The 25310-nt window shown below is 60.3% G+C and carries 21 protein-coding genes; 5 read left to right on the top strand and 16 right to left on the bottom strand.

The features are described from left to right. Nucleotides 1-233 precede the first annotated feature (233 nt). Both EAH74_RS06790 and EAH74_RS06785 read left to right on the top strand, forming a co-directional pair. Entirely contained in the window at nt 234-1244 is a 1011-nt protein-coding gene (locus EAH74_RS06790) for an iron ABC transporter substrate-binding protein (protein ID WP_140677207.1), read from the top strand. Continuing rightward, nucleotides 1244-2809 carry an ABC transporter permease gene (locus EAH74_RS06785; protein WP_140677205.1) on the top strand — a complete coding sequence of 522 codons (1566 nt, stop codon included), beginning with the start codon at nt 1244-1246 and terminating at the stop codon, nt 2807-2809. The genes EAH74_RS06790 and EAH74_RS06785 overlap by 1 nt, the downstream gene beginning before the upstream one ends. Before the next feature lie 92 nt (nt 2810-2901). Here EAH74_RS06785 and EAH74_RS06780 read toward each other — a convergent pair whose 3' ends face one another. The 12 genes from EAH74_RS06780 to EAH74_RS06725 form a co-directional block, all read right to left on the bottom strand. Next, nucleotides 2902-4836, bottom strand: coding sequence for a methyl-accepting chemotaxis protein (locus EAH74_RS06780; RefSeq protein WP_140677203.1), 1935 nt, complete (start codon nt 4834-4836; stop codon nt 2902-2904). A gap of 149 nt (nt 4837-4985) precedes the next feature. Beyond that, on the bottom strand, nt 4986-6278 hold the full coding sequence (locus EAH74_RS06775) for an adenylosuccinate synthase (RefSeq protein WP_010464193.1): 1293 nt from the start codon (nt 6276-6278) through the stop codon (nt 4986-4988). A 54-nt stretch (nt 6279-6332) separates the two neighbouring features. Continuing rightward, entirely contained in the window at nt 6333-7520 is a 1188-nt protein-coding gene (locus tag EAH74_RS06770) for an ATP phosphoribosyltransferase regulatory subunit (RefSeq protein WP_123369067.1), read from the bottom strand. A 315-nt stretch (nt 7521-7835) separates the two neighbouring features. After that, the gene (gene hflC / locus EAH74_RS06765) at nt 7836-8705 is read right to left on the bottom strand and encodes a protease modulator HflC (protein ID WP_008156983.1); all 870 of its coding nucleotides are present in this window, start codon (nt 8703-8705) and stop codon (nt 7836-7838) included. After that, nucleotides 8705-9874, bottom strand: coding sequence for an FtsH protease activity modulator HflK (hflK, locus tag EAH74_RS06760; RefSeq protein WP_123369066.1), 1170 nt, complete (start codon nt 9872-9874; stop codon nt 8705-8707). Before hflK ends, hflC begins: the two co-directional genes overlap by 1 nt. 96 nt (nt 9875-9970) lie before the next feature. Further along, a complete protein-coding gene (gene hflX / locus EAH74_RS06755; RefSeq protein ID WP_140677201.1) occupies nt 9971-11272 on the bottom strand; it encodes a ribosome rescue GTPase HflX in 1302 nt (433 codons plus the stop codon). Nucleotides 11273-11284: 12 nt separating this feature from the next. Then, nucleotides 11285-11545, bottom strand: a complete 261-nt coding sequence (hfq, locus tag EAH74_RS06750; RefSeq protein ID WP_007902656.1) for an RNA chaperone Hfq — start codon at nt 11543-11545, stop codon at nt 11285-11287. Between the two features lie 94 nt (nt 11546-11639). Then, on the bottom strand, nt 11640-12611 hold the full coding sequence (gene miaA, locus EAH74_RS06745) for a tRNA (adenosine(37)-N6)-dimethylallyltransferase MiaA (RefSeq protein ID WP_140677199.1): 972 nt from the start codon (nt 12609-12611) through the stop codon (nt 11640-11642). Further along, entirely contained in the window at nt 12611-14521 is a 1911-nt protein-coding gene (gene mutL / locus EAH74_RS06740) for a DNA mismatch repair endonuclease MutL (protein ID WP_123369065.1), read from the bottom strand. Before mutL ends, miaA begins: the two co-directional genes overlap by 1 nt. Next, entirely contained in the window at nt 14518-15945 is a 1428-nt protein-coding gene (locus EAH74_RS06735; protein ID WP_140677197.1) for an N-acetylmuramoyl-L-alanine amidase, read from the bottom strand. Before EAH74_RS06735 ends, mutL begins: the two co-directional genes overlap by 4 nt. Continuing rightward, a complete protein-coding gene (gene tsaE, locus EAH74_RS06730; RefSeq protein WP_123369063.1) occupies nt 15946-16416 on the bottom strand; it encodes a tRNA (adenosine(37)-N6)-threonylcarbamoyltransferase complex ATPase subunit type 1 TsaE in 471 nt (156 codons plus the stop codon). Continuing rightward, the gene (locus EAH74_RS06725) at nt 16404-17903 is read right to left on the bottom strand and encodes an NAD(P)H-hydrate dehydratase (RefSeq protein WP_140677195.1); all 1500 of its coding nucleotides are present in this window, start codon (nt 17901-17903) and stop codon (nt 16404-16406) included. Before EAH74_RS06725 ends, tsaE begins: the two co-directional genes overlap by 13 nt. Before the next feature lie 63 nt (nt 17904-17966). Between EAH74_RS06725 and queG the strand changes: the two genes are divergently transcribed. Further along, the gene (gene queG, locus EAH74_RS06720) at nt 17967-19031 is read left to right on the top strand and encodes a tRNA epoxyqueuosine(34) reductase QueG (protein ID WP_140677193.1); all 1065 of its coding nucleotides are present in this window, start codon (nt 17967-17969) and stop codon (nt 19029-19031) included. A gap of 103 nt (nt 19032-19134) precedes the next feature. Here the strand turns inward: queG and EAH74_RS06715 are convergent, their stop codons facing one another. Together EAH74_RS06715 and orn are read right to left on the bottom strand one after the other, a co-directional pair. After that, nucleotides 19135-19746, bottom strand: a complete 612-nt coding sequence (locus EAH74_RS06715) for a trimeric intracellular cation channel family protein (protein ID WP_008153267.1) — start codon at nt 19744-19746, stop codon at nt 19135-19137. A gap of 179 nt (nt 19747-19925) precedes the next feature. Further along, entirely contained in the window at nt 19926-20468 is a 543-nt protein-coding gene (gene orn, locus EAH74_RS06710) for an oligoribonuclease (RefSeq protein WP_008035288.1), read from the bottom strand. Nucleotides 20469-20575: 107 nt separating this feature from the next. On the opposite strand from orn, the gene rsgA reads away from it, so the two are divergent. Continuing rightward, nucleotides 20576-21607 carry a small ribosomal subunit biogenesis GTPase RsgA gene (gene rsgA / locus EAH74_RS06705; RefSeq protein WP_046056847.1) on the top strand — a complete coding sequence of 344 codons (1032 nt, stop codon included), beginning with the start codon at nt 20576-20578 and terminating at the stop codon, nt 21605-21607. A gap of 53 nt (nt 21608-21660) precedes the next feature. Here the strand turns inward: rsgA and motB are convergent, their stop codons facing one another. Both motB and motA read right to left on the bottom strand, forming a co-directional pair. Then, complete coding sequence (motB, locus tag EAH74_RS06700; RefSeq protein WP_140677191.1) at nt 21661-22713, bottom strand: flagellar motor protein MotB; 1053 nt, start codon at nt 22711-22713, stop codon at nt 21661-21663. Nucleotides 22714-22716: 3 nt separating this feature from the next. Beyond that, nucleotides 22717-23568 carry a flagellar motor stator protein MotA gene (gene motA / locus EAH74_RS06695; protein ID WP_123369056.1) on the bottom strand — a complete coding sequence of 284 codons (852 nt, stop codon included), beginning with the start codon at nt 23566-23568 and terminating at the stop codon, nt 22717-22719. A gap of 166 nt (nt 23569-23734) precedes the next feature. On the opposite strand from motA, the gene EAH74_RS06690 reads away from it, so the two are divergent. Then, nucleotides 23735-25273 carry an HDOD domain-containing protein gene (locus tag EAH74_RS06690; protein ID WP_140677189.1) on the top strand — a complete coding sequence of 513 codons (1539 nt, stop codon included), beginning with the start codon at nt 23735-23737 and terminating at the stop codon, nt 25271-25273. Nucleotides 25274-25310: the final 37 nt, after the last annotated feature.

Below are 25310 nucleotides of genomic sequence, written 5' to 3'. Positions count from 1 at the left end.
CACAGAAACCCGCGAAAGCGGGTTTTTGCGTTTCCGGGGTTTGTGTAGGAGCTGCCGAAGGCTGCGATCTTTTGATCTTCAGCAATTTCAGCTCCACCAACAATCAAGATCAAAAGATCGCAGCCTTCGGCAGCTCCTACCAACCCCTCACCCGCTGCAAAGGCGCACTTGAGAAACAATATCGTTTATCATTGTTTCAAGTTTTTGCAATGCGACAGTGAGGAACCCTGCGAATGATGTTTCGAAATACCCTGCGCCGCGGCCTGACCTTTACCCTCCTCGGCCTGGCACTCGCCACTCCCCTCACCCAAGCCGCCGACCCAGTTTCCCTGACACTCTATAACGGTCAGCACAAGGAAGTCGGCGACGCTATCGCCAAAGCCTTCGAAGCCAAGACCGGGATTCACGTCAATGTGCGCAAAGGCAGCAGCAACCAGCTCGCCAGCCAGGTCGTCGAAGAGGGTGATCGCTCCCCTGCCGATGTGATCTACACCGAAGAATCGCCCCCACTGAACAAACTCGGTGAACAGGGCCTGCTGGCACAGACCGACACCACTACCCTGGCCGTTCTGCCGAAAGACTACGTCGCCGGCAATGGCACCTGGATCGGCGTCACCGCGCGAGTCCGCGTCGTCGCCTACAACCCCAAACTGATTGACGAAAAAGACCTGCCCAAGTCGGTCATGGAGTTCTCCGATCCGAAATGGCAAGGCAAGGTCGGCTTTGTGCCTACCAGCGGCGCGTTCCAGGAACAGGCCGTAGCAATCATCAAAGTGCACGGAATGGACGCGGCCGAAGAATGGCTGACCGGTTTGCGTGCTTTCGGCAAGACCTACAGCAACAACATGGTTGCATTGAAGGCGGTGGAAAACGGCGAAGTCGCCACCGTGCTGGTGAACAACTATTACTGGTTCGCCTTGCAGCGCGAAAAAGGCCAGCTCGATTCGAAACTGCATTATTTCACCGGCGGCGACGTCGGCGGGCTGATCACTGTTTCCAGTGCGGCCGTGCTGAAATCCAGCAAGCATCCAAAAGAAGCCCAGCAATTCCTCGCTTACATGGCCAGCGAAGAAGGTCAGCGCGTGATCACCCAGACCACCGCCGAATACCCGCTGCACAAAGGCATGGAATCGGATCGCGGGCTCAAGCCGTTCAGCGAACTGCAAGCACCGAAAGTCACCCCAGCCGACCTCGGCAATGCCGAAGAAGCCCTGGACCTGGAACGTGACGTTGGCTTGAACTGATGAGCGCATCGTTATCCGCCCCCGCCGTGCACGGGGGTTATGTGCCACGGCGCAAGCGGCCATCGATCTGGCTGCTGCTACCGGTTTTGCTGCTGGTGGTGCTCAGCCTGTTGCCGCTGGCGTATGTAGGGCTCAAGACTTGGCAGGCCGGCTGGGCTGAGGCGCTGCATTTGTTGTGGCGACCCTATGTGTTTGGCCTGCTGCGCAACACATTGGCGCTGATGGTCGGTGTGACGCTCGCCTGTGGCGTGATCGGCCTCTCGCTGGCCTGGCTGCTTGAACGCAGTAATCTGCCGGGGCGACGTTTGTGGGGCGTTATCCTGTGTTTACCGTTCGCGGTGCCGGCATTTGTCAGCAGCTTCACCTGGGTCTCGCTGAGCGCTCATTTCGAAGGCTTGGGCGGGGCGATCCTGGTGATGACCCTGTCCAAGTATCCGCTGATCTTTCTGCCGGTCGCGGCGACCCTGCGCAATCTCGATCCCTCCCTCGAAGAGTCCGCCCGCACACTGGGGCAGAATCGATGGGGCGTGTTTTTCAGAATCACTCTGCCGCTGCTCTGGCCGTCACTGCTCGCCGGTTCGCTGCTGATCGCGCTGCACATGCTGGTGGAATTCGGTGCGCTGTCGATCATCGGCTTGCAGACGTTCACCACCGCGATTTATCAACAGTTCGAACTGGAATTCAGTAACGCGAATGCTGCGATGCTTTCCGCCGTGTTGCTAGCGCTGTGTCTGATGCTGCTTTGGCTGGAACTGCGCATACGCGGCAAGGGCCGACACGTGCGCACCGGCCAGGGCGCGGCCCGGCATGCGGAACAGGTTCGGCTGGGGCCTTGGGCTGCTGCCGGACAACTTTATTGCCTGGCGCTGGCGATCATCGGCAGCGGTATTCCGCTCGGGATGCTGGCGTACTGGCTGGCAGTGGGTTCGTCGGCAGCATTCCCGGTGGCGGCGATTAGCGAGGCGCTGCTCTCCTCCCTGGCGCTGTCACTGGGCGGCGCCGCGCTGTGCCTGGTGCTGGCAGTGCCGGTGGGATTGCTGGTGGTGCGCTACAAAGGCCAATTGGCGATCTGGGCCGAACGCTTGCCGTATCTGCTGCATGCGCTGCCAGGACTGGTGATAGCGCTGACGCTGGTGTATTTCGCCCTGCACTACGTGCCTGCGCTGTACCAGACTTCGGCATTGTTGCTGATCGCTTATGCATTGCTGTTTCTGCCGCTTGCGCAGGCGCCGATTCGTACGGCGCTGAACAAGGCTGCGCCGCAACTGGAAGAGGCTGCACGCACACTGGGCGCATCGTCTTTCAGTGCGTTTTGTCGGGTGACGTTGCCGATCATTTTCCCGGCGCTGGGCGCAGCGTTTGCGCTGGTGTTTCTGGATGCGATGAAGGAGCTGACGGCGACGCTGCTGCTGAGTCCAACCGGGCTCAATACGCTGGCGACGGAGGTGTGGGCGCATACCGCGAATGTGGAGTTTGCGGCGGCGGCGCCTTATGCGGCGTTGTTGATATTAGTGTCGGGGTTGCCGGTTTACTTGCTTACAACTCGGATGTATCTGAGCCGCTGATATTGCCTTCGCGAGCAGGCTCGCTCCCACATTGAAATGCATTCCTCTGTGGGAGCGAGCCTGCTCGCGAAGGGGCCAGCCCTGACAAACTATTACGCCCTGAACTGCCCCAGGCTGGCCTTCAACTGCGCCGCCAATCCATCCAGCACCTTGCCGCTGGCCGTGGTTTCCACCACCGCTTGAGCCGCTTTCTCAGCCTGTGCATGAATGGTTTCAACTCGACCGCGCACCGCGTGCGCGCCTTGCGCCTGATGCGCTGCTGCCTGGGTTGCCAGACCTATTGCCGCATGCACTTGCTCGACCGACGCCTGCACCGATTGCTGCAACCGCGCACTGTCGCGCAACACCAGCAAACCTTCGCTGGCCTGACGCCCAGCCTGACCGATCGCTGCCACCGCCTCACGCGCACCTTGTTGCAAGGCAACGATGTGCGCCTGAATGTCGCCAGTGGAGCTCTGCGTCTTGCTCGCCAGCGCCCGCACCTCGTCAGCGACCACGGCAAACCCGCGACCGGTCTCGCCCGCACGCGCCGCTTCGATGGCCGCGTTCAGCGCCAGCAGGTTGGTTTGCTCGGCGATCCCGTGAATCACCGTCAACACCACTTCAATCTGCTCACTCTGCTGCGCCAGCCGCTCGATGACTTTCGCACCGGTGTCGACCTGCCCGGCCAACGCCTCGATCAGGCTGCTGACTTTCGCCGACGTGCGCGTGTTTTCATCCGTGGCCGAACGAATATCCACCACTTGCTGCAAGGCCGCCTGCATGGCATGACTTTCAGACTGGGCTTCGTCAGCCATTTGTGACAACGCACGCAGGCTCTCGGCCACTTCATCGCGTTGCATGCCCGCCGCTTTATCGGCTCCGGCATTGCGCAAGGTCATGGCGCCGATTTCCACACCGGTACGCTGGGCGACATCGCCCGCTTCGCGCACGATCGGCTGCAACTTATCCACAAAGCGATTGACCGCCGAGGCCATGTCGCCGATTTCGTCCTTGCTGTTGATCTGCACGCGCTTGGTCAGGTCGCCCTCACCCGCAGCCAGATCGTCCATGGCAGCGATGAGCATTTTCAAGCGATTGACCACCCGACGCCCCAGCACCACTGCCAACAACAGCAACACGCCGAAGCCCACCACCGCCAGACCCATGCCGATGCGCCAGCGCAAGGTGCCCGCCGCTTCCTGCACGGTGCTGGTGGTGTTGGCCTGCATCTCTGAAGCCGTGGACTGCGCCGACGTCAGGCGTGCGCCCATCGCTGCCGCACTATCAGCCGCCGCGCCTTTGAGGCTGTCGCCGACCAGTTGATCACTGCTGGCGATCAGCGCCGAGAAACGCTTGTCGAGGGCTGCCAGATCGACTTCCACGGAAGCAGTGGAGACGCCCATCAAGACCTTGCCGATTTCCACGCCATTGGGGCTGATTGAGGCTTCAAGGTAGTAGACCGATGGATCGTTCTTCGCCGCATCCAGCACTTTGTCCAATGCGCGCTCGCCCTGGCCTTTTTCCAGCAGCGCTTTGTTGATCGGGTTCTCGCGGTTCAGATAGCGCGTCAGGTGCTGGCCGGTAGCGTCGTCGTAGATCACGAACAGCACGTTTGGATTGCGCTGGGCCCGGCGGGCGAATTCGGACAGGGTTGGAACGTCGCTGTCCCACATGGCGCGAGGTGCGACTGAAGCCAGAAGCTGCGCCATATCATTGGCAGAGTCCTTCAGGTCTTTTTCCAATGTCCCACGCAGTTGTGCCTGCTCGTCCTTCAATCGCGAGGACAAACCTGCCGTAAGACGCTGACGCGTGCTGGTAGAGAGGCTGTCGAGGCTCGACGTGACTTCACGCCCTGCCTGCTCAAGTTCCCCGGAGAGTTTTTGACTGTCGGCACCCAGGCGCACACCCAGATCGGCTTCCAGTGCGGTCACTGTGCTCCGGGTCAGGGCGACGGCTACCAACACTTGCACCAAAAGGGCGATACCGAGGGTAACGAATACAGGCCGCAATAGACGGCTTTGTAACAGTGAGAGAATGGCTGACACTTAAAATCCCTCTGCTTGGCGCCATTAAATTGATGGCGCACTGGAAGCGATGCTTTTAATCAACATCACAGCAAAGGTCGTGCCGCCCGACAGGCAGAAACGACAAAGGCCCCAATTAAGGGGCCTTTGTGTTTTACATCAACGACTTATTAGGCGAACGGGTGACGCAGAACGATGGTTTCGTTGCGGTCCGGGCCCGTCGAAATAATGTCGATCGGCGCGCCGACCAACTCTTCGACGCGCTTGATGTAGTTGCGTGCAGCCTGTGGCAGCTCTTCCAGGGTCTTGGCACCGACAGTGGATTCGGTCCAGCCCGGCATCTCTTCGTACACCGGCTCCAGACCGATGTAGCTGTCGGCGTCAGTCGGTGCGTCGATCACTGCACCATCCTGGTTCTTGTAGCCAACGCAGATGTTGATGGTTTCCAGACCGTCCAGCACGTCCAGCTTGGTCAGGCACAGGCCCGAGATGCTGTTGACGTCGATAGCGCGACGCAGGATGACGGCATCGAACCAGCCGCAACGACGGGCACGGCCGGTGGTAGCGCCGAACTCGTGACCACGCTTGGCCAGAAAAGCACCCACGTCGTCGAACAGCTCAGTCGGGAACGGACCCGAACCGACGCGAGTGGTGTAAGCCTTGGTGATGCCCAGGATGTAATCCAGGTACATCGGACCAAAACCCGAACCGGTGGCAATGCCGCCCGCGGTGGTGTTGGAGCTGGTGACGTACGGGTAGGTACCGTGGTCGATGTCCAGCAGGGAGCCTTGGGCGCCTTCGAACATGATGTCTTTGCCAGCGCGACGCAGTTCGTGCAGCTCAGCGGTGACGTCGAGCATCATCGGCTTCAGCAGCTCGGCGTATTCCATGCACTCGTCGAGTGTTTTCTGGAAGTCGATCGCAGGCTCTTTGTAGTAATTGACCAGGACGAAGTTGTGGTAATCCAGCAACTCACCCAGCTTGGCGGCGAAACGCTCACGGTGGAACAGGTCACCGATGCGCAGGCCACGACGTGCAACCTTGTCTTCGTATGCCGGGCCGATGCCGCGACCGGTAGTACCGATCTTCAGCTCGCCACGGGCCTTTTCACGAGCCTGGTCCAGCGCTACGTGGTAGGACAGGATCAGCGGGCAGGACGGGCTGATACGCAGGCGCTCACGCACCGGTACGCCTTTCTCTTCCAACTTGATGATTTCCCGCAGCAGAGCGTCGGGTGCAACCACCACGCCGTTGCCGATCAGGCACTGCACGCCTTCGCGCAGCACGCCCGACGGAATCAGGTGCAAGACGGTTTTTTCGCCATCGATCACCAGGGTGTGACCAGCGTTGTGGCCACCCTGGTAGCGCACTACGGCGGCAGCATGTTCGGTCAGCAGATCAACGATCTTGCCTTTGCCCTCATCACCCCATTGGGTGCCCAGGACTACGACATTCTTACCCATAACACTTGTCCTCATTCGCGCAAACTTGGTGCCGGCCGCGGCCGGCAGGAAAACTCAAGAAGCCAGTGGCGATACTTGCCAAAGCCCGTTCTGCTGAATCAATTGCCGGTCGCAGTCCGCTTCACGGGCGGCGGCCAAAGGTTGCCCAGGCAACGCCTGAACGACACGCTGACCCTCACTGCGCAACTGGCAAACCTGCTGCCAGAGTGCCGCATCCGTACTGTCAGGCATCCAGATACCGCCAGACGGTAACTCGATCTCAGCACGCCCCAGGGTCACCAGGGTTTTCAAATCGGTAGAGAAGCCGGTTGCCGGACGAGCCCGACCGAAGTCGGCACCGATGTCGTCGTAACGACCGCCCTGAGCAATGGACTGGCCAACACCCGGTACGAACACCGCGAACACCACACCGGTGTGGTAGTGGTAGCCGCGCAACTCGCCCAGGTCGAAATACAACGGCAACTCAGGGAAACGCGCGGACAGACGCTCGGCAATCGCCAGCAAGTCGCCCAGAGCTGCCAGCACCGGCGCCGGCGCATCCGCCAGACGCTCGCGGGCAGCGCTCAATACTTCACGGCCGCCACACAGGTCAACCAGCGCCCGCAACATGCCCGACAGATCGGCAGGCAGGCCTTCGGTCAAGGTAATGACCTCGTCGATAGCTTTACGTTGCAATGCGTCGAACAACTGTTGCTCGACTTCACCGGACAAACCGGCGGCGCGAGCCAGGCCGCGGTAGATACCCACATGACCGAGATCCATGTGCACATCCGGCACATCGGCCAGTTGCAGCATAGCCAACATCAGGCTGATGACTTCCACGTCGCTGCTCGGGCTGGCATCGCCGTATAGCTCGGCACCCAGCTGGATCGGGCTGCGCGAGGACGACAAGGCGCGCGGTTGAGCGTGCAGCACGCTACCGGCATAGCACAGACGGCTCGGACCTTCGCGACGCAAGGTGTGCGCATCGATGCGCGCCACTTGCGGCGTGATGTCGGCACGGAAACCCATCTGCCGGCCCGATTGCGGGTCGATGACCTTGAAGGTACGCAGATCAAGGTCCTGGCCCGCGCCGGTCAGCAGGGATTCCAGGTACTCGATATGGGGAGTCACGACAAACTCGTAACCCCAGCTCTGGAACAGATCCAACACCTGACGACGCGCGACTTCAATGCGCGCCGCTTCTGGTGGCAGTACTTCTTCGATGCCATCTGGCAGCAGCCAGCGGTCTACCGTTGCCATTACGCCATTCCCCTATGATCCGGGCGGCAAGCCTTTGGGCGAGCCTTGAGTGAAGCAGAAAATGATTGGCTCATGCGCAAACCACGCGCATGAACAACGAGGCGAAAAGCCTGAAATCGGCTTCGCCAACCACTTTCCTCGAAAAACCTGTCGAGTCATTCAACTCGGACGCCTGCATAAAAACAGCAATCAAACGTGCAGACGCAAAAAAGCCGGGAATTTCCCGGCTGCCGCATCATACACACGTTTTCCCAAAGGATCACCCCGCCCGAGGCGTTAGCCGCCAGGCGGGGGATGATTCAGGTCAACGTCGTATCAAGGCTTGGCTTTTTCCAGGTAACGGAAGAAGTCGCTGCTTGGGTCCAGGACCATGACGTCGGATTTGTTCGCGAAGCTTTCACGGTAGGCACGCAGGCTACGGTAGAAACCGTAGAACTCCTGATCCTGGCCGTAGGCCTTGGAGTAGATCGCAGCCGCCTGGGCATCACCATCACCACGAACCTCTTCAGATTCACGATAGGCTTCAGCCAGCAACACGCGGCGTTGACGATCAGCGTCGGCACGAATGCCTTCTGACAGTTCGTTACCCTTGGCGCGGTGCTCGCGAGCTTCACGCTCACGCTCGGAACTCATGCGCTCGAACACGCTGCGGTTCACTTCTTTCGGCAGATCGATGGCCTTGACCCGAACATCGACAACTTCGATGCCCAGCTCTTTTTCCGCCATCTTGTTCAGCGAAGCCGTGATATCGGTCATCAGCGCATCGCGCTCACCGGAAACCACTTCATGCAGCGTGCGCTTACCGAACTGGTCACGCAGGCCCGACTCCAGACGACGGGAAAGACGCTCGTCAGCAATCTGCTTGAGGCCGGAAGTCGCGGTGTAGAAGCGCTCGGCATCTTTCACGCGCCACTTGGCGTAGGCATCGACCATGACGGCTTTCTTTTCCAGCGTCAGGAAGCGTTGCGTCGGTGCATCCAGCGTCATCAGGCGTGCGTCGAATTTGCGCACCTGGTTAACGTAAGGCACTTTCACATGCAGGCCCGGCTGAACATCAGTCTGGACCACACGACCGAACTGCAGCAGCACCGCACGCTCGGTCTGAGCCACGATGTAGAAGCAGTTCCAGGCAGCGATCGCCACGACGACGCCGACAATAAGGGCGATCAGCGATTTATTGCTCATCAGCGACTCTCCCTGGTACGTGCTTGCTGTTGCTGCAGATCGGCTGCACGCACATTCGCTTCATTGCTGGTGGCTGCCGCGCCGGTCACCGGAGTGCTGGTGTTGCGACCGCCTTCGACCATCTTGTCCAGCGGCAAGTACAGCAGATTGCTCTGGCCATTCTTGTTGCCGGTCACGAGAACCTTGCTGGTATTGCTGAAGACTTCCTGCATGGTGTCCAGGTACAGACGCTGACGGGTCACTTCAGGTGCCTTGCGATACTCGCTCACCAGCTTGGTGAAGCGATCAGCTTCACCCTTGGCGCGCGAGACGGTTTCGTCACGGTAACCATTGGCATCTTCGATGATGCGCTGGGCCTGACCACGGGCTTCCGGCACGACGCCGTTGGCGTAGGTTTCAGCCTGGTTACGCGAACGCTGCTCGTCTTCACGGGCGCGGATCACGTCATCGAAGGCTTCCTGCACTTCACGCGGTGCGGCTGCGCTCTGTACGTTGACCTGAGTGACGGTGATACCGGTGCGATAAGTATCCATGAAGCGTTGCAGACGCTCCTTGATTTCGCTGGCCATCAATTCACGACCTTCGGTCAGCACCTGGTCCATAGCAGTGGAACCCACCACGTGGCGCAAGGCACTTTCGGTCGCGTGCTGCAGGCTGATTTCCGGCTGATCAACGCTCAGCACGAAGTCCTGCAGGTTGCTGATCTTGTACTGCACGGTCAGAGGCACTTCGACGATGTTCTCGTCTTCAGTCAGCATTTGACCCTGCTTGGTATAGGCACGCTCACGCGTGACGTTTTCCAGGTACTTGCGATCGATCGGCGGGAAATAGATGTTCAGGCCCGGGCCAACGGTTTCGTAGTACTTGCCGAAGCGCAGCACCACTGCTTGCTCCTGCTCGTCGACTACATAGACCGCGCTGTACAGCCACACGGCCGCCAACACGACCAGGCCGATGCCGAGCAGACCGCCGAAGCCGCCACTCCTGCCCGAACCGCCACCGTCATCACCGCGTTTCTTACCACCACCGAACAACCCGTTCAGGCTTTCCTGCAGCTTTCGGAAGGCCTCGTCGAGATCCGGTGGTCCCTTGCGGTCGCCGTTATTGCGGCGTTTGCCACCCCAAGGATCCTGATTATTCGAGTTGCCACCCGGCTCATTCCAAGCCATAGCGCTCTCCATCTGATAAAGCAAAGACGCACCCACGGCGCGCCGACCAATGCTACAGAATGCCTGTCACCGCGGCACAACCGCTTTTCCAGGCTTTTATTGCAAAGTGTGTTGCTCGATGAATTCCATCGGCTGCAGACCTTCGCGGCTCACCAGTCGATTCAACTCGACCCGCGGCAAGCGAACGGCCAGCAGGCTGATGCCTTCTTCGTCATGTTCTTCTTTCTGCACCGCACCGAGTTCGAAAAACTGCGCACGCAGTCGAGCAAAACGTTGCGGCAAGCGCAAGGTGCCAACAAACAAATCACCGCCCAGCAACTCGGCAATGGCTTGCTCAAGCAATTCCAGACCACTGCCATCACGCGCCGACAGCCAGACCCGCTGGGGCTTGCCGTTTTCGTCGCGCTGGATTTGTGGCTCAACGCCTTCAAGCAAATCGAGTTTGTTATAGACCTCGAGGATCGGCAAGTCCTGGGCACCGATCTCGCCCAGCACCACCATCACCTGCTCGATCTGCAACATGCGATCCGGTTCGGCCGCATCAATCACGTGCAACAGCAGGTCTGAGTTGCTCGACTCTTCGAGCGTAGACCGAAATGCCTCGACCAGTTTGTGGGGCAAGTGGCGTATGAAACCCACCGTATCGGCCAGGACAATCGGCCCCAGGTCGTCGAGTTCCAAACGGCGCAAGGTCGGGTCCAGCGTGGCAAACAACTGGTCAGCCGCGTACACGTCGGATTTCGTCACGTTATTGAAGAGCGTGGATTTGCCGGCGTTTGTATAGCCCACAAGGGACACGGTAGGGATATCCGCACGCGAACGGCCGCGTCGCGACTGCTCGCGCTGACTGCGCACTTTTTCCAGTCGGCCCTTGATCTGTCGCAGGCGTACCCGCAGCAAACGGCGGTCGGTTTCCAGCTGGGTTTCACCCGGGCCACGCATACCGATACCGCCACCCTGACGCTCAAGGTGGGTCCAGCCACGAACCAGCCGGGTGCTCATGTGGTCAAGCTGGGCCAGTTCTACCTGGAGCTTGCCTTCATGGGTACGGGCGCGTTGGGCGAAAATATCGAGAATCAGACCGGTACGGTCGATCACGCGACACTCGAAAACACGTTCGAGGTTACGTTCCTGACTGGGCGTGAGGATGTGATTGAAGATGACCAGATCTGCATTTTCGGCATGGACCAGGTCGCGCAACTCCTCGACCTTGCCGCTGCCAATCAGGAATTTGGCGGTTGGCCGATGACGCGGCACGTTAAAAAACGCAACGGTCTCGGCGCCGGCCGAATTAGCCAATTCCTGAAACTCCTGCGGATCTTCGCGCGCCTCAGGGTCCTGTCCATCCAAGTGAACGAGGATCACTCGCTCACCACCACCGTGGCGCTCAAAGAACAAAGGAGACTCCTATCAGGCGTTACCTGGCTCAGCGTCACCTGCTTCGGATTCGGTTGCGCTAGGCAGACGAATTGGACGAACCGGCACCACTGTAGAGATAGCGTGTTTGTAAACCATCTGGCTGACGGTGTTTTTCAGCAGGATAACGAACTGGTCGAAAGACTCGATCGTGCCTTGCAGTTTGATCCCGTTCACCAGGTAGATGGACACCCCAACTTTCTCTTTACGTAAAGTATTCAAGTAAGGGTCTTGTAGCGAATGCCCTTTTGACATGTGCCGCACTCCTTTAAGGATTCAATATAAAAAATAGGTAAACAGATGGCTTGTGGCCGTCACACCCCCAAGGATAGACGGCAATTGCAAGGACTCAGCTCAATATGGAGATGGTCCCAAGGTATTTCAAGGCGCGCGGCAGATTGTCGCAATCGAGGCTGTCCAACCAGTGTAAATCAGCCCAACTGCGCAGCCAGGTGAACTGGCGCTTCGCCAATTGGCGCGTGGCAATGATTCCACGCTCCTGCATCTCGGCTTGCGTCAGCTTGCCATCCAGGTAGTCCCAGACTTGTCGGTAGCCTACTGCACGTATAGACGGCAACCCGGTATGCAGGTCACTTCGCTTACGCAGGGCTACGACCTCGTCAATGAATCCCTGTTCCAACATATTCGTGAATCTTTGTTTAATTCGCTCGTGCAATACCTGGCGATTTGCCGGAGCAATGGCCAAGTTCGCGACAGTATAGGGCAATTGTTGCAGTCCCGAGGCGGCTGCTTCAGTACTTTGCGCAGATTGTTGCAACCTTAGTGCAGTCATGCTCTGACCACTGACGCGATAAACTTCCAGCGCTCGACTGAGTCGCTGTGGATCGTTTGGATGAATGCGGGCTGCGGATTCCGGATCGATGACTGCCAGTTGATCGTGCAGGGCTTGCCAGCCAAGGCGTGCAGCTTCTTCTTCGATCTGCGCGCGGACGTCCGGATCGGCCGCCGGCATGTCTGCCAGACCTTCAACCAAAGCCTTGTAATAGAGCATTGTGCCGCCCACCAGCAGCGGAATTTTGCCCCGCGCGGTGATCTCGGCCATGGCTTCGAGGGCATCACGACGGAAATCAGCGGCCGAATAGCTCTCTGCCGGATCAAGAATATCGATCAAACGGTGTGGAAATTCAGCCAGAAGCTCTTTTGAAGGCTTGGCGGTGCCGATGTCCATGCCACGGTAGACCAGCGCCGAATCGACGCTGATCAGCTCGCAAGGCAAGACTTTGGTGAGTTCGATGGCCAGGTCGGTCTTGCCGGCGGCGGTCGGCCCCATCAGGAAAATCGCAGGAGGGAGCTGGTTCATCAACGACCGCGCAAGAACAGTTTGTCCAGATCGTCCAGGCCCAGCTGGGTCCAGGTCGGTCGGCCATGGTTGCATTGACCGCTGCGCTCGGTGTTTTCCATGTCGCGCAGCAGACCGTTCATTTCCGGCAGGGCCAGGCGTCGATTCGCCCGAATCGCGCCATGGCAGGCCATGGTCCCGAGCAGCTCGTTCAGGTGCGCCTGAATCCGGTCGCTGGTGCCGTATTCCATCAGGTCCGCGAGGACGTCACTGACCAATCGATTGGCTTCTGCCTGCTTGAGCAGTGCCGGGATCTGCCGGATGGCCAGGGATTCCGGGCCCAGACGCTGCAATTCAAAGCCCAGGCGCTGGAACCACGCGACGTGTTCTTCGGCGCAATCGGCTTCACGCTGACTGACCGCCAGGGACTCCGGCACCAGCAGCGGCTGACCGCTCAGGCCTTCGCTGGCCATGGCGATTTTCAGGCGTTCGTACATGATCCGCTCGTGAGCGGCATGCATGTCCACCAGCACCAGGCCCTGGGCGTTTTCCGAAAGAATATAGATGCCTTTGAGCTGCGCCAGTGCATAACCCAGCGGCGGAATATCATCCTGCCCGGCCGGCAGCGCGACCGCGTTCGCTTCTGGTAACGGCGCGAAAAACTCACGGTAGGCGGCCTGAGCTTCAGCCACAGGCACACCCGATTGAGGCCGCGGCGAGTACTGATATTGATAACCGGCACCAGCGCCCGAGCCTGCCGGCGTATTGAGCGACGGCTGGGCCTGAGGCTGTTCCAGCAAGGCATTGGCCGCCAGACGCATTTCGCCCTGTGGACCGAACTCGCCAGCATCAATGCCAGTGGGTCGAACGATGGCCGTCGCGACAGGCGCGGCCAGATGGTCTTCCGGCCGCACATCGCCCAAGGCGCGGTGCAGGGTGCCATAGAGGAAATCGTGAACCATGCGCCCGTCACGGAAGCGCACTTCGTGCTTGGTCGGGTGCACGTTGACATCAACGCCTGCCGGATCGACTTCGAAAAACAGCACGAACGTCGGGTGCCGACCGTTGAACAGCACGTCGCGATAGGCCTGGCGCACCGCGTGGGCCACCAGTTTGTCGCGTACGGCACGGCCGTTCACAAAGAAATACTGCAAGTCTGCCTGGCTGCGGTTGAACGTCGGCAAGCCGACCCAGCCCCACAAATGCAGGCCATTGCGCTCGATCTCGATCGGCAGCGCCTGCTCGAGGAAACCCGAACCGCAAATCGCCGCCACACGCCGGGCACGGGCCGCGTCGTCATGGGCTTCATGCAGGCTGAGGATGGTCTTGCCGTTGTGGCGCAGATGGAACGCCACGTCAAAACGCGCCAGGGCCAGACGCTTGATCACTTCTTGCAGGTGATCGAATTCGGTTTTTTCGGTCTTGAGAAACTTGCGTCGTGCCGGGGTATTGAAAAACAAGTCACGCACTTCCACCGAAGTGCCCACCGGATGGGCCGCCGGCTGCACGCGAGGCGCCATGTCTCGGCCTTCGGTTTCGACCTGCCAGGCCTGATCAGCCTCTTTGGTGCGGGACGTCAGGGTCAGGCGTGCCACGGAGCTGATCGACGCGAGGGCTTCACCGCGAAAGCCCAGGCTCATGACCTGCTCGAGGTCTTCCAGATTGCGGATTTTGCTGGTGGCGTGTCGCGCCAGGGCCAGCGGCAGGTCATCGGCAGAAATGCCGCTGCCATCGTCGCGCACCCGCAGCAGCTTGACGCCGCCCTGCTCCACATCGACATCGATGCGCTTGGCGCCGGAGTCGAGGCTGTTTTCCAGCAACTCCTTGATCACCGAAGCCGGACGCTCAACCACCTCGCCGGCGGCAATCTGGTTCGCCAGTCGCGGGCTGAGCAGCTCGATGCGAGCCGTATTGGTCAGCACCTGGTTCATTCTTTGGCCGCCAGTTCAGTGCCGGGAATGGTCAGGGTCTGACCGATTTTCAGCTCGTCACTCTGCAGGTTGTTGGCGCTGCGCAGGGTGGCCGGAGACACCTGATAACGCACAGCGATCATCGCCAACGTCTCGCCCGGGCTCACCCGATGGTCACGTGGACCTTGAGCGATTTTGCCGGAATCACGTAGCCAGGCGATGTAGGTGCCCGGTGGCGGATTCTGCTGGAAGAACTGGCGAACACCGGCGCTGATCGAGCGTGCCAGCGCCTGCTGGTGGCTCGCCGCCGACAGTTTCGAGGCTTCGTTGGAGTTGGAGATGAAGCCGGTTTCCACCAGGATCGACGGAATGTCCGGCGATTTCAGCACCATGAACCCGGCCTGCTCCACCCGTTGTTTGTGCAACGGCGTGACCCGGCTGATGTTGCTCAAGACCTTTTGGCCAACGTCCAGGCTCGAAGTCAGGGAAGCGGTCATCGACAGGTCGAGCAGCACACCGGCCAGCATGCGGTCCTTGTCGTCGAGGCTGACGCTGCCAGCACCACCGATCAAGTCGGAGCGGTTTTCGCTGTCGGCCAGCCAACGGGCGGTTTCCGAGGTGGCGCCGCGATCGGACAAAGCGAACACCGACGCACCGAAGGCTGCCGCAGACGGCGCGGCGTCGGCATGGATCGAGACGAACAGGTCGGCGCCCTTCTTGCGGGCGATTTCGGTACGGCCACGCAATGGGATGAAGTAGTCGCCGGTGCGGGTCAGTTCGGCGCGGAAGCCTTTCATGCCGCTGACCTGACGCTGCAATTCGCGGGCGATGGCCAGCACCACGTCTTTCTCGCGCTGACCGCGAGAGCCGGAGGCGCCCGGGTCTTCGCCGCCGTGGCCAGCGTCGATCACCACAACAATGTCGCGCTTGCCGGCCGGGGCTGGCGGCAGCTTCACCGCGGGTTCCACTGGAGTGACCGGTACCGGCGCCACCGTCGCGACATTGGTCGGCGTCGGTATTGGCGCGGCGTCGGCGGCGTTATCGAACAAGTCGACCACCAGGCGATTGCCATACTGGGCATTTGGCGCCAGGGTAAAACTTTTCGGCGTCACGGCTTTTTTCAGGTCGATAACAACCCGCAGGTCGGTTGGCGTACGTTGAGCCGAGCGCATGGCGGTGATCGGAGTGTTCGAGCTGTTGACGTTCAGCGGCGCCCCCAGTGACGCGCCATTGATGTCGATGACCAGCCGATCCGGGGCGGTCAGGGTAAAGACACTGTGCTGGACAGGACCGCTCAGGTCGAACACCAGTCGTGTGTTGTCCGGAGCCCGCCACAGGCGAACGCTGTTGACCTTTGTCTCGGCCACAGCGTCGACGGTCACCGCCAAAAACAACAATCCTACGGCAGCTACCATCGCGCGAAAGCGCATACCTAACCCCATCATTTAATTGGTTTCCAATGCCAAAGCGGCACACCACAACTCGCCACGCGAGCCCTGGGGCAAAATTTTCAGCGAACGCCCGCTGTCTTGCGGGCTAATGGTAATGGTCAGGTCGGGCTTTGGCAAAAAGCCTGCACCCTTTTCGGGCCATTCGATCAGGCACAACGCATCGTCGTCGAAATAGTCGCGGATACCGAGGTACTCCAGCTCTTCAGGGTCGACCAGGCGATAGAGGTCGAAATGGAAGGCCCGGATTTCGCCAATCTCGTAGGGCTCGACCAGAGTGAAGGTCGGACTTTTTACCGCGCCTACATGCCCCAAGCCACGGATGATGCCCCGAGACAGCGTGGTTTTCCCCGCCCCCAGGTCCCCTTCCAGAAAAATCAGACCGTGCCCTTGAGTGGTTTTTGCGATGCACCCGCCAAATGCGGTCATCGCCTCTTCATCAGCCAGGTACAGGGTTACTTCAGACACGGTGCTTGCTCCTCCAACAACTGACGAATGGCTGGAATCAGATCACTGGCCGCCAGCCCACGGCCCGATTTACCTTCTTGCGCGCCAGCATTGGCGTGCAGCCAGACGGCCAGGCAGGCGGCGTCGAACGCCTCCATGCCTTGCGCCAGCAACGCGCCGACCAGACCGGCCAGCACATCACCCAAACCGGCGGTGGCCATGGCCGGGTGTCCCTGATGACACACCGCCAGGCGTCCGTCGGGGCTGGCAATCAGGCTGCCGACGCCTTTCAGCACCACGACAGCTGTGTATTTTTTGCTCAATGCGTGAGCCGCCGCTGGACGATCGGCCTGCACTTCGGCGGTGCTCATCCCCAACAAGCGCGCCGCCTCGCCCGGATGCGGCGTGATCACACAATCCTTGGGCAAACTCACGTGCTCGGTGGCCAGCAGATTCAATGCATCAGCGTCCCAGACTTGCGGCAGCGGCGCATTGGCAGCCGCCGACAAAAGACTGCGCCCCCAGGAAGCCTGACCTAAGCCTGGGCCAACAACCAGCACGGAAACCTTTTGAAGCAGTCCCATCAGCTGATTGGCCGACGAAGTGCCCAACACCATGGCTTCAGGAATTCTCGCCAGCGCGGCCGGAACATGTTCACTGCGCGTCGCCACCGACACCATGCCCGCACCGCTGCGCAGGGCACTTTGCGCGCTCAGCAGGATGGCGCCGCCAAAGCCGCGATCACCGCCGATCAGCAGGACGTGGCCGTATCTGCCTTTATGGGAGGTTGGCGCCCGGCCCGTCAGACGCGGCAAGGAACTGGCCGTCAGGCGACGTGCACTGATGGCGACTCCGTTAAACGACTCGGCGGAGGCCTGCAGATCGTTGAACACCAACTCACCGACCACGTCTGCAGCATCGCCGGTGAACAGACCCAGTTTCAGGCCGATGAACGTCACCGTCAGGTCAGCCCGCACCGCAGCGCCGAGTATTCGGCCGGTATCAGCGCACAACCCAGAAGGGATATCCACCGCTGCAACCGGCAGCCCGCTGCCGTTGATCGCCGCGATGGCGCCCGCGTAGGGTGCTCGCACCTCTCCCGTCAAACCAGTGCCAAGCAAGGCATCCAGCACGACGCCGCGCAACTCGGACTGTGCGCCCCAGGCTTGAATTGCGACACCTTCGGACACGGCCTCAGCATGGGCCAATGCCGCGTCACCCTGCAAACGCTGGGGATCACCGACCGCCAACACCCGCACATGCCAGCCGGCACGTCGGGCCAGCACGGCCACCAGATAACCGTCGCCGGCGTTATTGCCATGACCGGCCACGACACTCAATTCATTCGCCGACGGCCAATGGCGGACCAGCGCACGCCAGGTCGCCCGCGCCGCGCGCTGCATCAATTCGAAGCCCGGTGTGCCGCCCGCGATCAGGCTCGCATCAAGGGCTCGAACTTGCGCGGCGCTATACAGCGCGTCGGGTAAATCATCTTTAGTGTGCGGCATGCGTCTTCGGGCTCCGATGTCTGGCAGAATTATACGCACCTCAGCTCCGGTTTCTCTCGCCTCATGCCCGCAATTACCACAGACCTGCCCGCCCTCGCCCAATCCATCAAGGACTGGGGCCGCGAGCTGGGCTTTCAGCAAGTCGGCATCAGCGGCCTCGACCTGGCCGAGCATGAGCAGCACCTGGAGCGCTGGCTTGCGGCGGGCTACCACGGCGAAATGGACTACATGGGCGCCCACGGCAGCAAACGCTCACACCCGGAAGAGCTGGTGCCCGGCACACTTCGGGTCGTTTCCCTACGCATGGACTACCTGCCGGGCGACACCGAAATGGCCAAACGCTTGGCACAACCTGCAAAAGCCTACGTCTCGCGTTATGCCTTGGGCCGCGATTACCACAAATTGATCCGTAAACGCGTGCAACAACTGGCCGATAAAATTCAGGCCGAGATCGGCCCGTTTGGTTTCCGCGCCTTCGTCGACAGCGCGCCGGTGCTGGAAAAGGCCATTGCTGAAAAGGCCGGGCTGGGCTGGATCGGCAAAAACACCCTGGTCCTGAATCGCAAGGCGGGCAGTTACTTCTTTCTCAGCGAACTGTTCGTCGACCTGCCGCTGCCCGTCGACCCACCTCACGCTACCGAACATTGCGGCCGCTGCACGGCGTGCCTCGACATCTGCCCGACCAACGCCTTCGTCGGCCCGTACGTACTGGATGCCCGACGCTGTATTTCCTACCTGACCATCGAACTGAAAAGCGCGATCCCGGAAGATTTGCGGCCACTGATCGGCAATCGGGTATTTGGCTGTGATGACTGCCAGATCGTCTGCCCGTGGAACCGCTTCGCCCGTCCGTCCGGCGAAAGCGACTTCAAGCCACGGCACAATCTGGACAACGCGGAGTTGGCAGAGCTGTTCATGTGGGATGAGGAGAAGTTTCTCAGCAGTACTGAAGGTTCGCCGTTACGCCGGGCGGGTTACGAACGCTGGCTGCGAAACCTGGCGGTTGGCCTGGGGAACGCTCCATCGAGCATTCCGGTGCTGGAAGCGTTGAAGGCTCGCAGGGATTACCCCTCGGAGTTGGTCCGCGAACACGTGCAATGGGCTCTGAAACAACACGGACTCCTGTAGGAGCTGCCGCAGGCTGCGATCTTTTGATCTTGCTTCTAAAAAACAAAGTCAAAAGATCGCAGCCTCGTTTCACTCGGCAGCTCCTACGGGGGACCGTGTCGTCTCAGGCTTCGTCGTTGTAGACGAACTTCGGCATTTCCCAATGAAACCGGATTGCCAGCAAACGCAGCAGGAAGCCGCCAAACAAGGTGATGAGAATCGCCTGTTCACCCGGCAATTGCAGGTAAATGCAGAGCATGTAGCACCACGCCGCAGCGAACGAGACACTGGCGTAGAGTTCGCGGCGGAAGATCAGCGGGATGTCGTTGCAGAAGATGTCGCGCAGGATGCCGCCGAAAACCCCGGTGATTACGCCGCTGACCGAAGCCACCAGCATGCCGTGGCCCATTTCCAGCGCGGTCATGCAGCCGATCAGGGTAAATGCCACCAGACCTACGGCATCGAGCACCAGAAACAGCGAGCGCAGGTGGCGCATCCAGCGTGCAGCGAAAACCGTGAACATCGCCGCCACCGAGGTCAGCACCAGGTATTCCGGGTGTTTGACCCACGTCAGCGGGTAGTGCCCGAGCAGCACGTCACGCACCGAACCCCCACCCAACGCCGTGACGCAGGCAATCAGCACCACGCCAAACCAGTCCATTCCGCGACGGCCGGCAGACAGGGCACCGGTCATGGCTTCGGCGGTAATGGCGATCAGGTAAAGCATCAGCAACATGGTGGCGGTCCTTGCAGGAAGGCGCGCAGTCTACTCACTTCGCTGAAGCACCAAAAGAGGGCAAGTGCGGCGCAATCCCCTGTAGGAGCTGCCGCAGGCTGCGATCTCTTGATCTTAAAAAAACAAAGTCAAAAGATCGCAGCCTTCGGCAGCTCCTACACAGGGGACGTAGTCCGCAATCAGAACTTGATGAAATGCTTGCGGTAATGCTGCAGCTCGGCGATCGATTCGCGAATGTCGTCCAGGGCCAGGTGGGTGCTGCCCTTTTTGAAGCTGTCGCGCACGTCCGGCGCCCAGCGTGCGGCCAACTCTTTAAGGGTCGACACGTCGAGGTTGCGGTAGTGGAAGAAGCTTTCCAGGGATTTCATGTGGGTATAAAGGAAGCGACGGTCCTGGCAGATGCTGTTGCCACAGATCGGTGACTTGCCCTTTGGCACCCATTTTTCCAGGAAGGCAATGGTCTCGGCTTCGGCTTCGGCCATGCTGATGCGGCTGTCGCGAACGCGCTGGGTCAGCCCGGAGCCGCCGTGTTGACGGGTATTCCACTCGTCCATGCCGGCGAGAATTTCGTCGCTGTGGTGGATGGCGATCACCGGACCTTCGGCCAAGGTGTTCAGGTCACTGTCGGTGACGATGGTGGCCATTTCGATGATGACGTCGGTATCAGGGTTCAGACCGGTCATTTCCAGGTCGATCCAGATCAGATTCTGCGGGTTTTGCATGTGTCGGCTCCTAGGCAATGCTGCGCAGTTTAGCCTAGGGCGGCGGCCGGGCGTGCTAAACTCGCGGCCGTTTTACCTAATCGCTGCATTCTTGATACGGAACACCCATGGCCAAACGCCAACTCAATCGTCGTCAAAACTGGCGCATCGAAAAGATTCAGGGCGAACGCGCTGCCCGCGCCGCCAAACGCGAGTCCTCGGCTGTCGAGGCACTTGAGGGTGGCGACCTGGGTCCGGAACAGACCGGCTTGGTGATCGCGCACTTCGGTGTGCAGGTCGAAGTCGAAGCCCTCGATGGCGATTTGGCCGGCCAGGTGTTCCGCTGTCACTTGCGCGCCAACCTGCCGGCGCTGGTGACCGGCGATCAGGTGGTCTGGCGTGCCGGCAACCAGGGCATCGGTGTGATCGTGGCGCAACTGCCGCGTAAAACCGAACTCTGCCGTCCGGACAGCCGTGGTCAGCTCAAGCCTGTAGCGGCCAACGTGGATATGATCGTCATCGTCTTCGCGCCGCTGCCCGAGCCCCATGCCAACTTGATCGACCGTTATCTGGTCGCTGCTGAGCACGCCGGCATCCGGCCGCTGCTGCTGCTCAACAAGTTCGACTTGATCGACGAGCAAAACGCCCCTGCGTTGAATGCCTTGCTGGCGGTTTACCGCACGCTGGGTTATCCGGTGCTGGAAGTGTCGGCGCATCACGGCAACGGCATGGAGCAACTTCAAAAACAATTGGACGGACGCATCAGCGTGTTCGTCGGCCAGTCCGGCGTCGGCAAATCCTCGTTGGTCAACAGCCTGTTGCCTGAAGTCGAAGCCCGTGTCGGCCCGCTGTCCGAGCTGTCCGGCCAGGGCACTCACACCACCACTACCGCGCGGTTGTTCCACTTCCCCGGTGGCGGTGAGTTGATCGACTCCCCGGGTATCCGCGAATTCGGCCTGGGCCACGTCAGCCGTGCCGACGTCGAAGCCGGTTTCATCGAGTTCAACGACTTGATCGGCACTTGCCGCTTCCGCGATTGCAAGCACGACCGCGAGCCGGGTTGCGCCCTGCTCAAGGCCCTGGAAGAGGGTCGCGTGCAGCAGCAACGGATGAACAGCTATCGCTCGATCATCGCTAGCCTGCCGGAGACCAGCTATTAAGTAGCCTCCCGCAGAGACAAAAAAGCCGCGATCATCTCGCGGCTTTTTTGTGGTCACTGCTTGGGTGATTCAGCCGGCCTGGCTGGCTCACCCGGTTTCGGTGCCGGATTATCAAACAGATTCAACCGCTCGCGAAGCTCATGTGCCGGCAACGGCTCTTTATCTGCCGGCAACGCGTTCGGGTCGGCTGGCGTGGCGGGCACTTCGCCCGGGCCGCCCTGCCCTTGCGTCGGCATTGGTTCTGGAGCCGGTTCCGCACCTTGCGAACCTTCGATGGCACGCTGGGCTTTCTTGGTCAGCACCACGATGTCGATACGGCGATTGACCGGATTGAACGGTTTCTCGCGATCGAACAGTGCTGACGAGGCATAACCGACGACCCGCGCCACCTGAGTATCCGGATAACTACCCGCGACCAGCGCACGACGTGCCGCGTTGGCACGGTTGGCCGAGAGCTCCCAGTTACCGAAATCACCCGTGCCCGAATACGGCTTGGCATCGGTGTGGCCGCTGATGCTGATCTTGTTCGGCACCGCTTTGATGGTGTCGGCCATGGCCAGCAGGATGTCTTCGAAGTACGGCTTCAGACGTGCACTGCCAGAGTCGAACATCGGCCGGTTTTCGGCGTCCACGATCTGGATGCGCAAACCGTCCGGCGTGATTTCGAACAGGATCTGGTCTTTGAATTTCTTCAGTTGCGGATTCTCTTCGACCTTGTTCTGCAATTCTTGCAGCAACAGCTCGAGACGTTCCTTCTCGACCTGCTCGGCCATGCCTTCAACCTGCTCGGCGTCGATGGTCACCTTGTCTGGCTGCGGCTGGGATTTCACCTCGGGGTTGAGGGTGTTCTCCGGCGCCAGGGTCGGTGTGCCGCCCAGGTCGATGATGTACGGCGTGCCGCTTTCGGAAAAGCCGACCGGGTCCTTGAAGTAACCGGCGATGGCGATCTTCTGTTCAGGCGTTGCGGTGGACAGCAGCCACAGCACCAGGAAGAACGCCATCATCGCCGTCGCGAAGTCCGCGAAGGCGATTTTCCAGGCGCCCCCGTGATGCCCACCGGCGATGCGCTTGACGCGCTTGATGATTATCGGCTGGTTATTTTCCATGACTTAGCGACCGCGAACCGCTTGTTCCAGCTCAGCGAAGCTAGGACGGTGCGCCGGGTACAGAACTTTACGACCGAACTCTACCGCCAGCGATGGAGGCATACCGGAAGCCGAAGCGACCAGCGAGGCCTTGATGGCTTCGTAGACGTTGAGTTCTTCCTTGGCATCGTGGGCCAGGGAATGGGCCAGCGGACCGAAGAAACCGTACGCCGCGAGAATACCGAAGAAGGTACCGACGAGTGCCGCACCGACGTGCAGGCCGATGGACTTCTGATCGCCTTCACCCAGGGAAGCCATGGTCACCACGATACCGAGCACCGCCGCGACGATACCGAAACCAGGCATGGCGTCGGCAATACCGTTCACCGCGTGGGATGGATGCTCGAGGTCTTCCTTGAGGCTGTAAAGCTCCATGTCGAACAGGCCTTCAAGCTCATGGGGAGCCATGTTGCCGGAGGACATGATGCGCAGGTAATCGCAGATGAACGCGGTCATGCGTTCGTCTTTGAGCACGGCCGGGTATTTGGCGAAGATCGGGCTCGCGGCGGCGTCTTCGATGTCGCCCTCGATAGCCATCATGCCTTCGCGGCGGCTCTTGTTGAGGATCTCGTAGATCAGGCCCAGCACTTCCAGATAGAACGTGTGGTTGAAACGCGAACTGAACATGCCCAAGGATTTCTTGAGCACGTGCATGGTCATGTAACCGGGGTTGGCCTGCAGGAATGCACCGAGGGCCGCACCACCAATAATCATCACCTCGAAGGGCTGAATCAGGGCGGCAATTTTGCCGTGGGAGAGCACGTATCCGCCGAGCACGCTCGCGAATACGACGATGATGCCGATTAATTTAGCCATAGGTAGGAGAGCACTTACTGAGTCGGGTTCAAGGTCATATTCGGAAGTTAAAAAATCTCTTCTTCTACTTATCGGCAAAACTGCGCCAGACTATAGCCAGTTCAGGCGAAAAGCCAATTTGGCCCGTTCCGGGCATAGGTAATGCAGACGATGATCGCGTCCAGACATGGCTAACGAAACGAACGTACCGACTCCAAAACCGACCACTCTCGAAGGCTGGGTCAAGCTTCTCGACGGCGTGCGCCTGCCGGTTCCGCAAGCCAGTCATGACCGAGTCTGCAAAGCCATCGCCAACAGTCGCAGCTCCTTGCGCGATATCGCCGAACTGATACAGGACAGCCCGGCGCTGGCCTTGAGCGTGATTCGCGAAGCCAATCGCCACACCCATGGCAGCATGACCGAGCCTGCGGAAAACCTTGAGGTGGCGATCAATCGCCTCGGTTTGAAGCGCACCGAAGAACTGCTCGCCCGGTTGCCTGCCCAGCCGCAATCGGAGATCCCGATCGCCCTGCGTCAGCTGCAGTTGATCAGCCAGCACGCGACCCAACAGGCCAACGGTTTTTTCGCCAGTCGCCTGGCGCGACTGTGGCAAGACATCCACTGGGGCAGCCTGCTGTTTCTCTCGCCGCTCTGGCCGATGGCATTGACTCATCCGCAGTTGCTCGAAGAGTGGGAGCTGCGGGTCATCCACAAAGGTGAGTCGGCGCGCAAAGTCGAAATGCAGTTGTTCGGCGCTCGCCTGCTGGAAATCTGCCGGGCGCTCGTGGACATCTGGCGCCTGCCGATCTGGGTGCAGCAAGGTTATCGGCTGCTGCTCAACGAGCAGCGTGAGCTGGTGAAAGTGCTGCGCATCGCTCGCGACAGCGATCATCCATTACGCCAGCAGAACCGTCTCGATGACGATCCGACCCTGCGTCGCTGGCTCAATCAACCGGCCAATACAGTGCTGCTGGCCAACGGTCTGGCGCTGTCGGCGCAACAGGCCTGGGACAGTCCGCACAGTGAACGCTGGCAGTACCTGACCAGCCTTTACCTGCAAATGCCGATGGACGAAGTGCAGCAGCAGTTGCACCAACAGGCCGCCAACAGCGCCCGCCATCACGCCATGCCAGACCTTTGGCACCCGGCCGTTTCACTGATCTGGCCGTGGGGCATGAACCGCGCGCACGCAGGCTTGCTGCCGGCCCCGGCGCCGACTGCCGAAGACCTGGCGAAATGGCGCAGACAGTGTGCCGAGTTGCTGGTCGAGCCCAGCCGCTTCACCAATGCCATGCACTTGACCACGTCTGCCCGGGACGCTTTGGTCGCGTGCGGCATGCGTCGGGTGATGATCCTGATGGCCGACCGCACTCACGCCAATCTGCGGGTGCACCAGACGGCCGGGCTGCCAAAAGAAGTGGCCGGCCTGAACTTCGTCGTCAGCCAGAGCACCGTGCTGCAACGCCTGCTCTCGCAACAAGCCCAGGTGCGCCTGACACCGGACAACAACGCACAATTTTCCGCCCTGTTGCCCACCAGCTTGCGCTCACAGTTCGGCGGCGAACACCTGCTGTTGCGCTCACTGGTCAATAATGGTCGGGTCATCATGATTGTGGTGGCGGATCAGGGCGGAGGGCCGTTCTCGGAAATCACTGTGCAAGCCTTCGGCAAAACCGCGCAGTGCATCGAGAAAGCCCTGCACAGCTTTAGTCACCGCGGCCAATGACGCTGCTATACAATCCTCCCTTTTGTGCTCTGGAGAC

Origin of the sequence: Pseudomonas mandelii, from assembly GCF_006438925.1 — a bacterium.
GTDB lineage: Bacteria > Pseudomonadota > Gammaproteobacteria > Pseudomonadales > Pseudomonadaceae > Aquipseudomonas > Aquipseudomonas mandelii_C.
The sequence above is the reverse complement of the archived record's forward strand: the minus strand, read 5'-3'. Positions and strand labels throughout refer to the sequence as shown.

What these genes read in the sequence shown, in the direction of transcription:
- EAH74_RS06770 (WP_123369067.1), bottom strand. Translation starts at nt 7,520, where the DNA reads ATGGCAACGGTAGACCGCTGGCTGCTGCCAGATGGCATCGAAGAAGTA.
- miaA (WP_140677199.1), bottom strand. Translation starts at nt 12,611, where the DNA reads ATGAACCAGCTCCCTCCTGCGATTTTCCTGATGGGGCCGACCGCCGCC.
- orn (WP_008035288.1), bottom strand. Translation starts at nt 20,468, where the DNA reads ATGCAAAACCCGCAGAATCTGATCTGGATCGACCTGGAAATGACCGGT.
- queG (WP_140677193.1), top strand. Translation starts at nt 17,967, where the DNA reads ATGCCCGCAATTACCACAGACCTGCCCGCCCTCGCCCAATCCATCAAG.
- EAH74_RS06735 (WP_140677197.1), bottom strand. Translation starts at nt 15,945, where the DNA reads ATGATGGGGTTAGGTATGCGCTTTCGCGCGATGGTAGCTGCCGTAGGA.
- motA (WP_123369056.1), bottom strand. Translation starts at nt 23,568, where the DNA reads ATGGCTAAATTAATCGGCATCATCGTCGTATTCGCGAGCGTGCTCGGC.
- EAH74_RS06725 (WP_140677195.1), bottom strand. Translation starts at nt 17,903, where the DNA reads ATGCCGCACACTAAAGATGATTTACCCGACGCGCTGTATAGCGCCGCG.
- EAH74_RS06715 (WP_008153267.1), bottom strand. Translation starts at nt 19,746, where the DNA reads ATGTTGCTGATGCTTTACCTGATCGCCATTACCGCCGAAGCCATGACC.
- rsgA (WP_046056847.1), top strand. Translation starts at nt 20,576, where the DNA reads ATGGCCAAACGCCAACTCAATCGTCGTCAAAACTGGCGCATCGAAAAG.
- EAH74_RS06790 (WP_140677207.1), top strand. Translation starts at nt 234, where the DNA reads ATGATGTTTCGAAATACCCTGCGCCGCGGCCTGACCTTTACCCTCCTC.
- EAH74_RS06690 (WP_140677189.1), top strand. Translation starts at nt 23,735, where the DNA reads ATGGCTAACGAAACGAACGTACCGACTCCAAAACCGACCACTCTCGAA.
- motB (WP_140677191.1), bottom strand. Translation starts at nt 22,713, where the DNA reads ATGGAAAATAACCAGCCGATAATCATCAAGCGCGTCAAGCGCATCGCC.
- EAH74_RS06775 (WP_010464193.1), bottom strand. Translation starts at nt 6,278, where the DNA reads ATGGGTAAGAATGTCGTAGTCCTGGGCACCCAATGGGGTGATGAGGGC.
- hfq (WP_007902656.1), bottom strand. Translation starts at nt 11,545, where the DNA reads ATGTCAAAAGGGCATTCGCTACAAGACCCTTACTTGAATACTTTACGT.
- mutL (WP_123369065.1), bottom strand. Translation starts at nt 14,521, where the DNA reads ATGAACCAGGTGCTGACCAATACGGCTCGCATCGAGCTGCTCAGCCCG.
- hflC (WP_008156983.1), bottom strand. Translation starts at nt 8,705, where the DNA reads ATGAGCAATAAATCGCTGATCGCCCTTATTGTCGGCGTCGTCGTGGCG.
- EAH74_RS06785 (WP_140677205.1), top strand. Translation starts at nt 1,244, where the DNA reads ATGAGCGCATCGTTATCCGCCCCCGCCGTGCACGGGGGTTATGTGCCA.
- hflK (WP_123369066.1), bottom strand. Translation starts at nt 9,874, where the DNA reads ATGGCTTGGAATGAGCCGGGTGGCAACTCGAATAATCAGGATCCTTGG.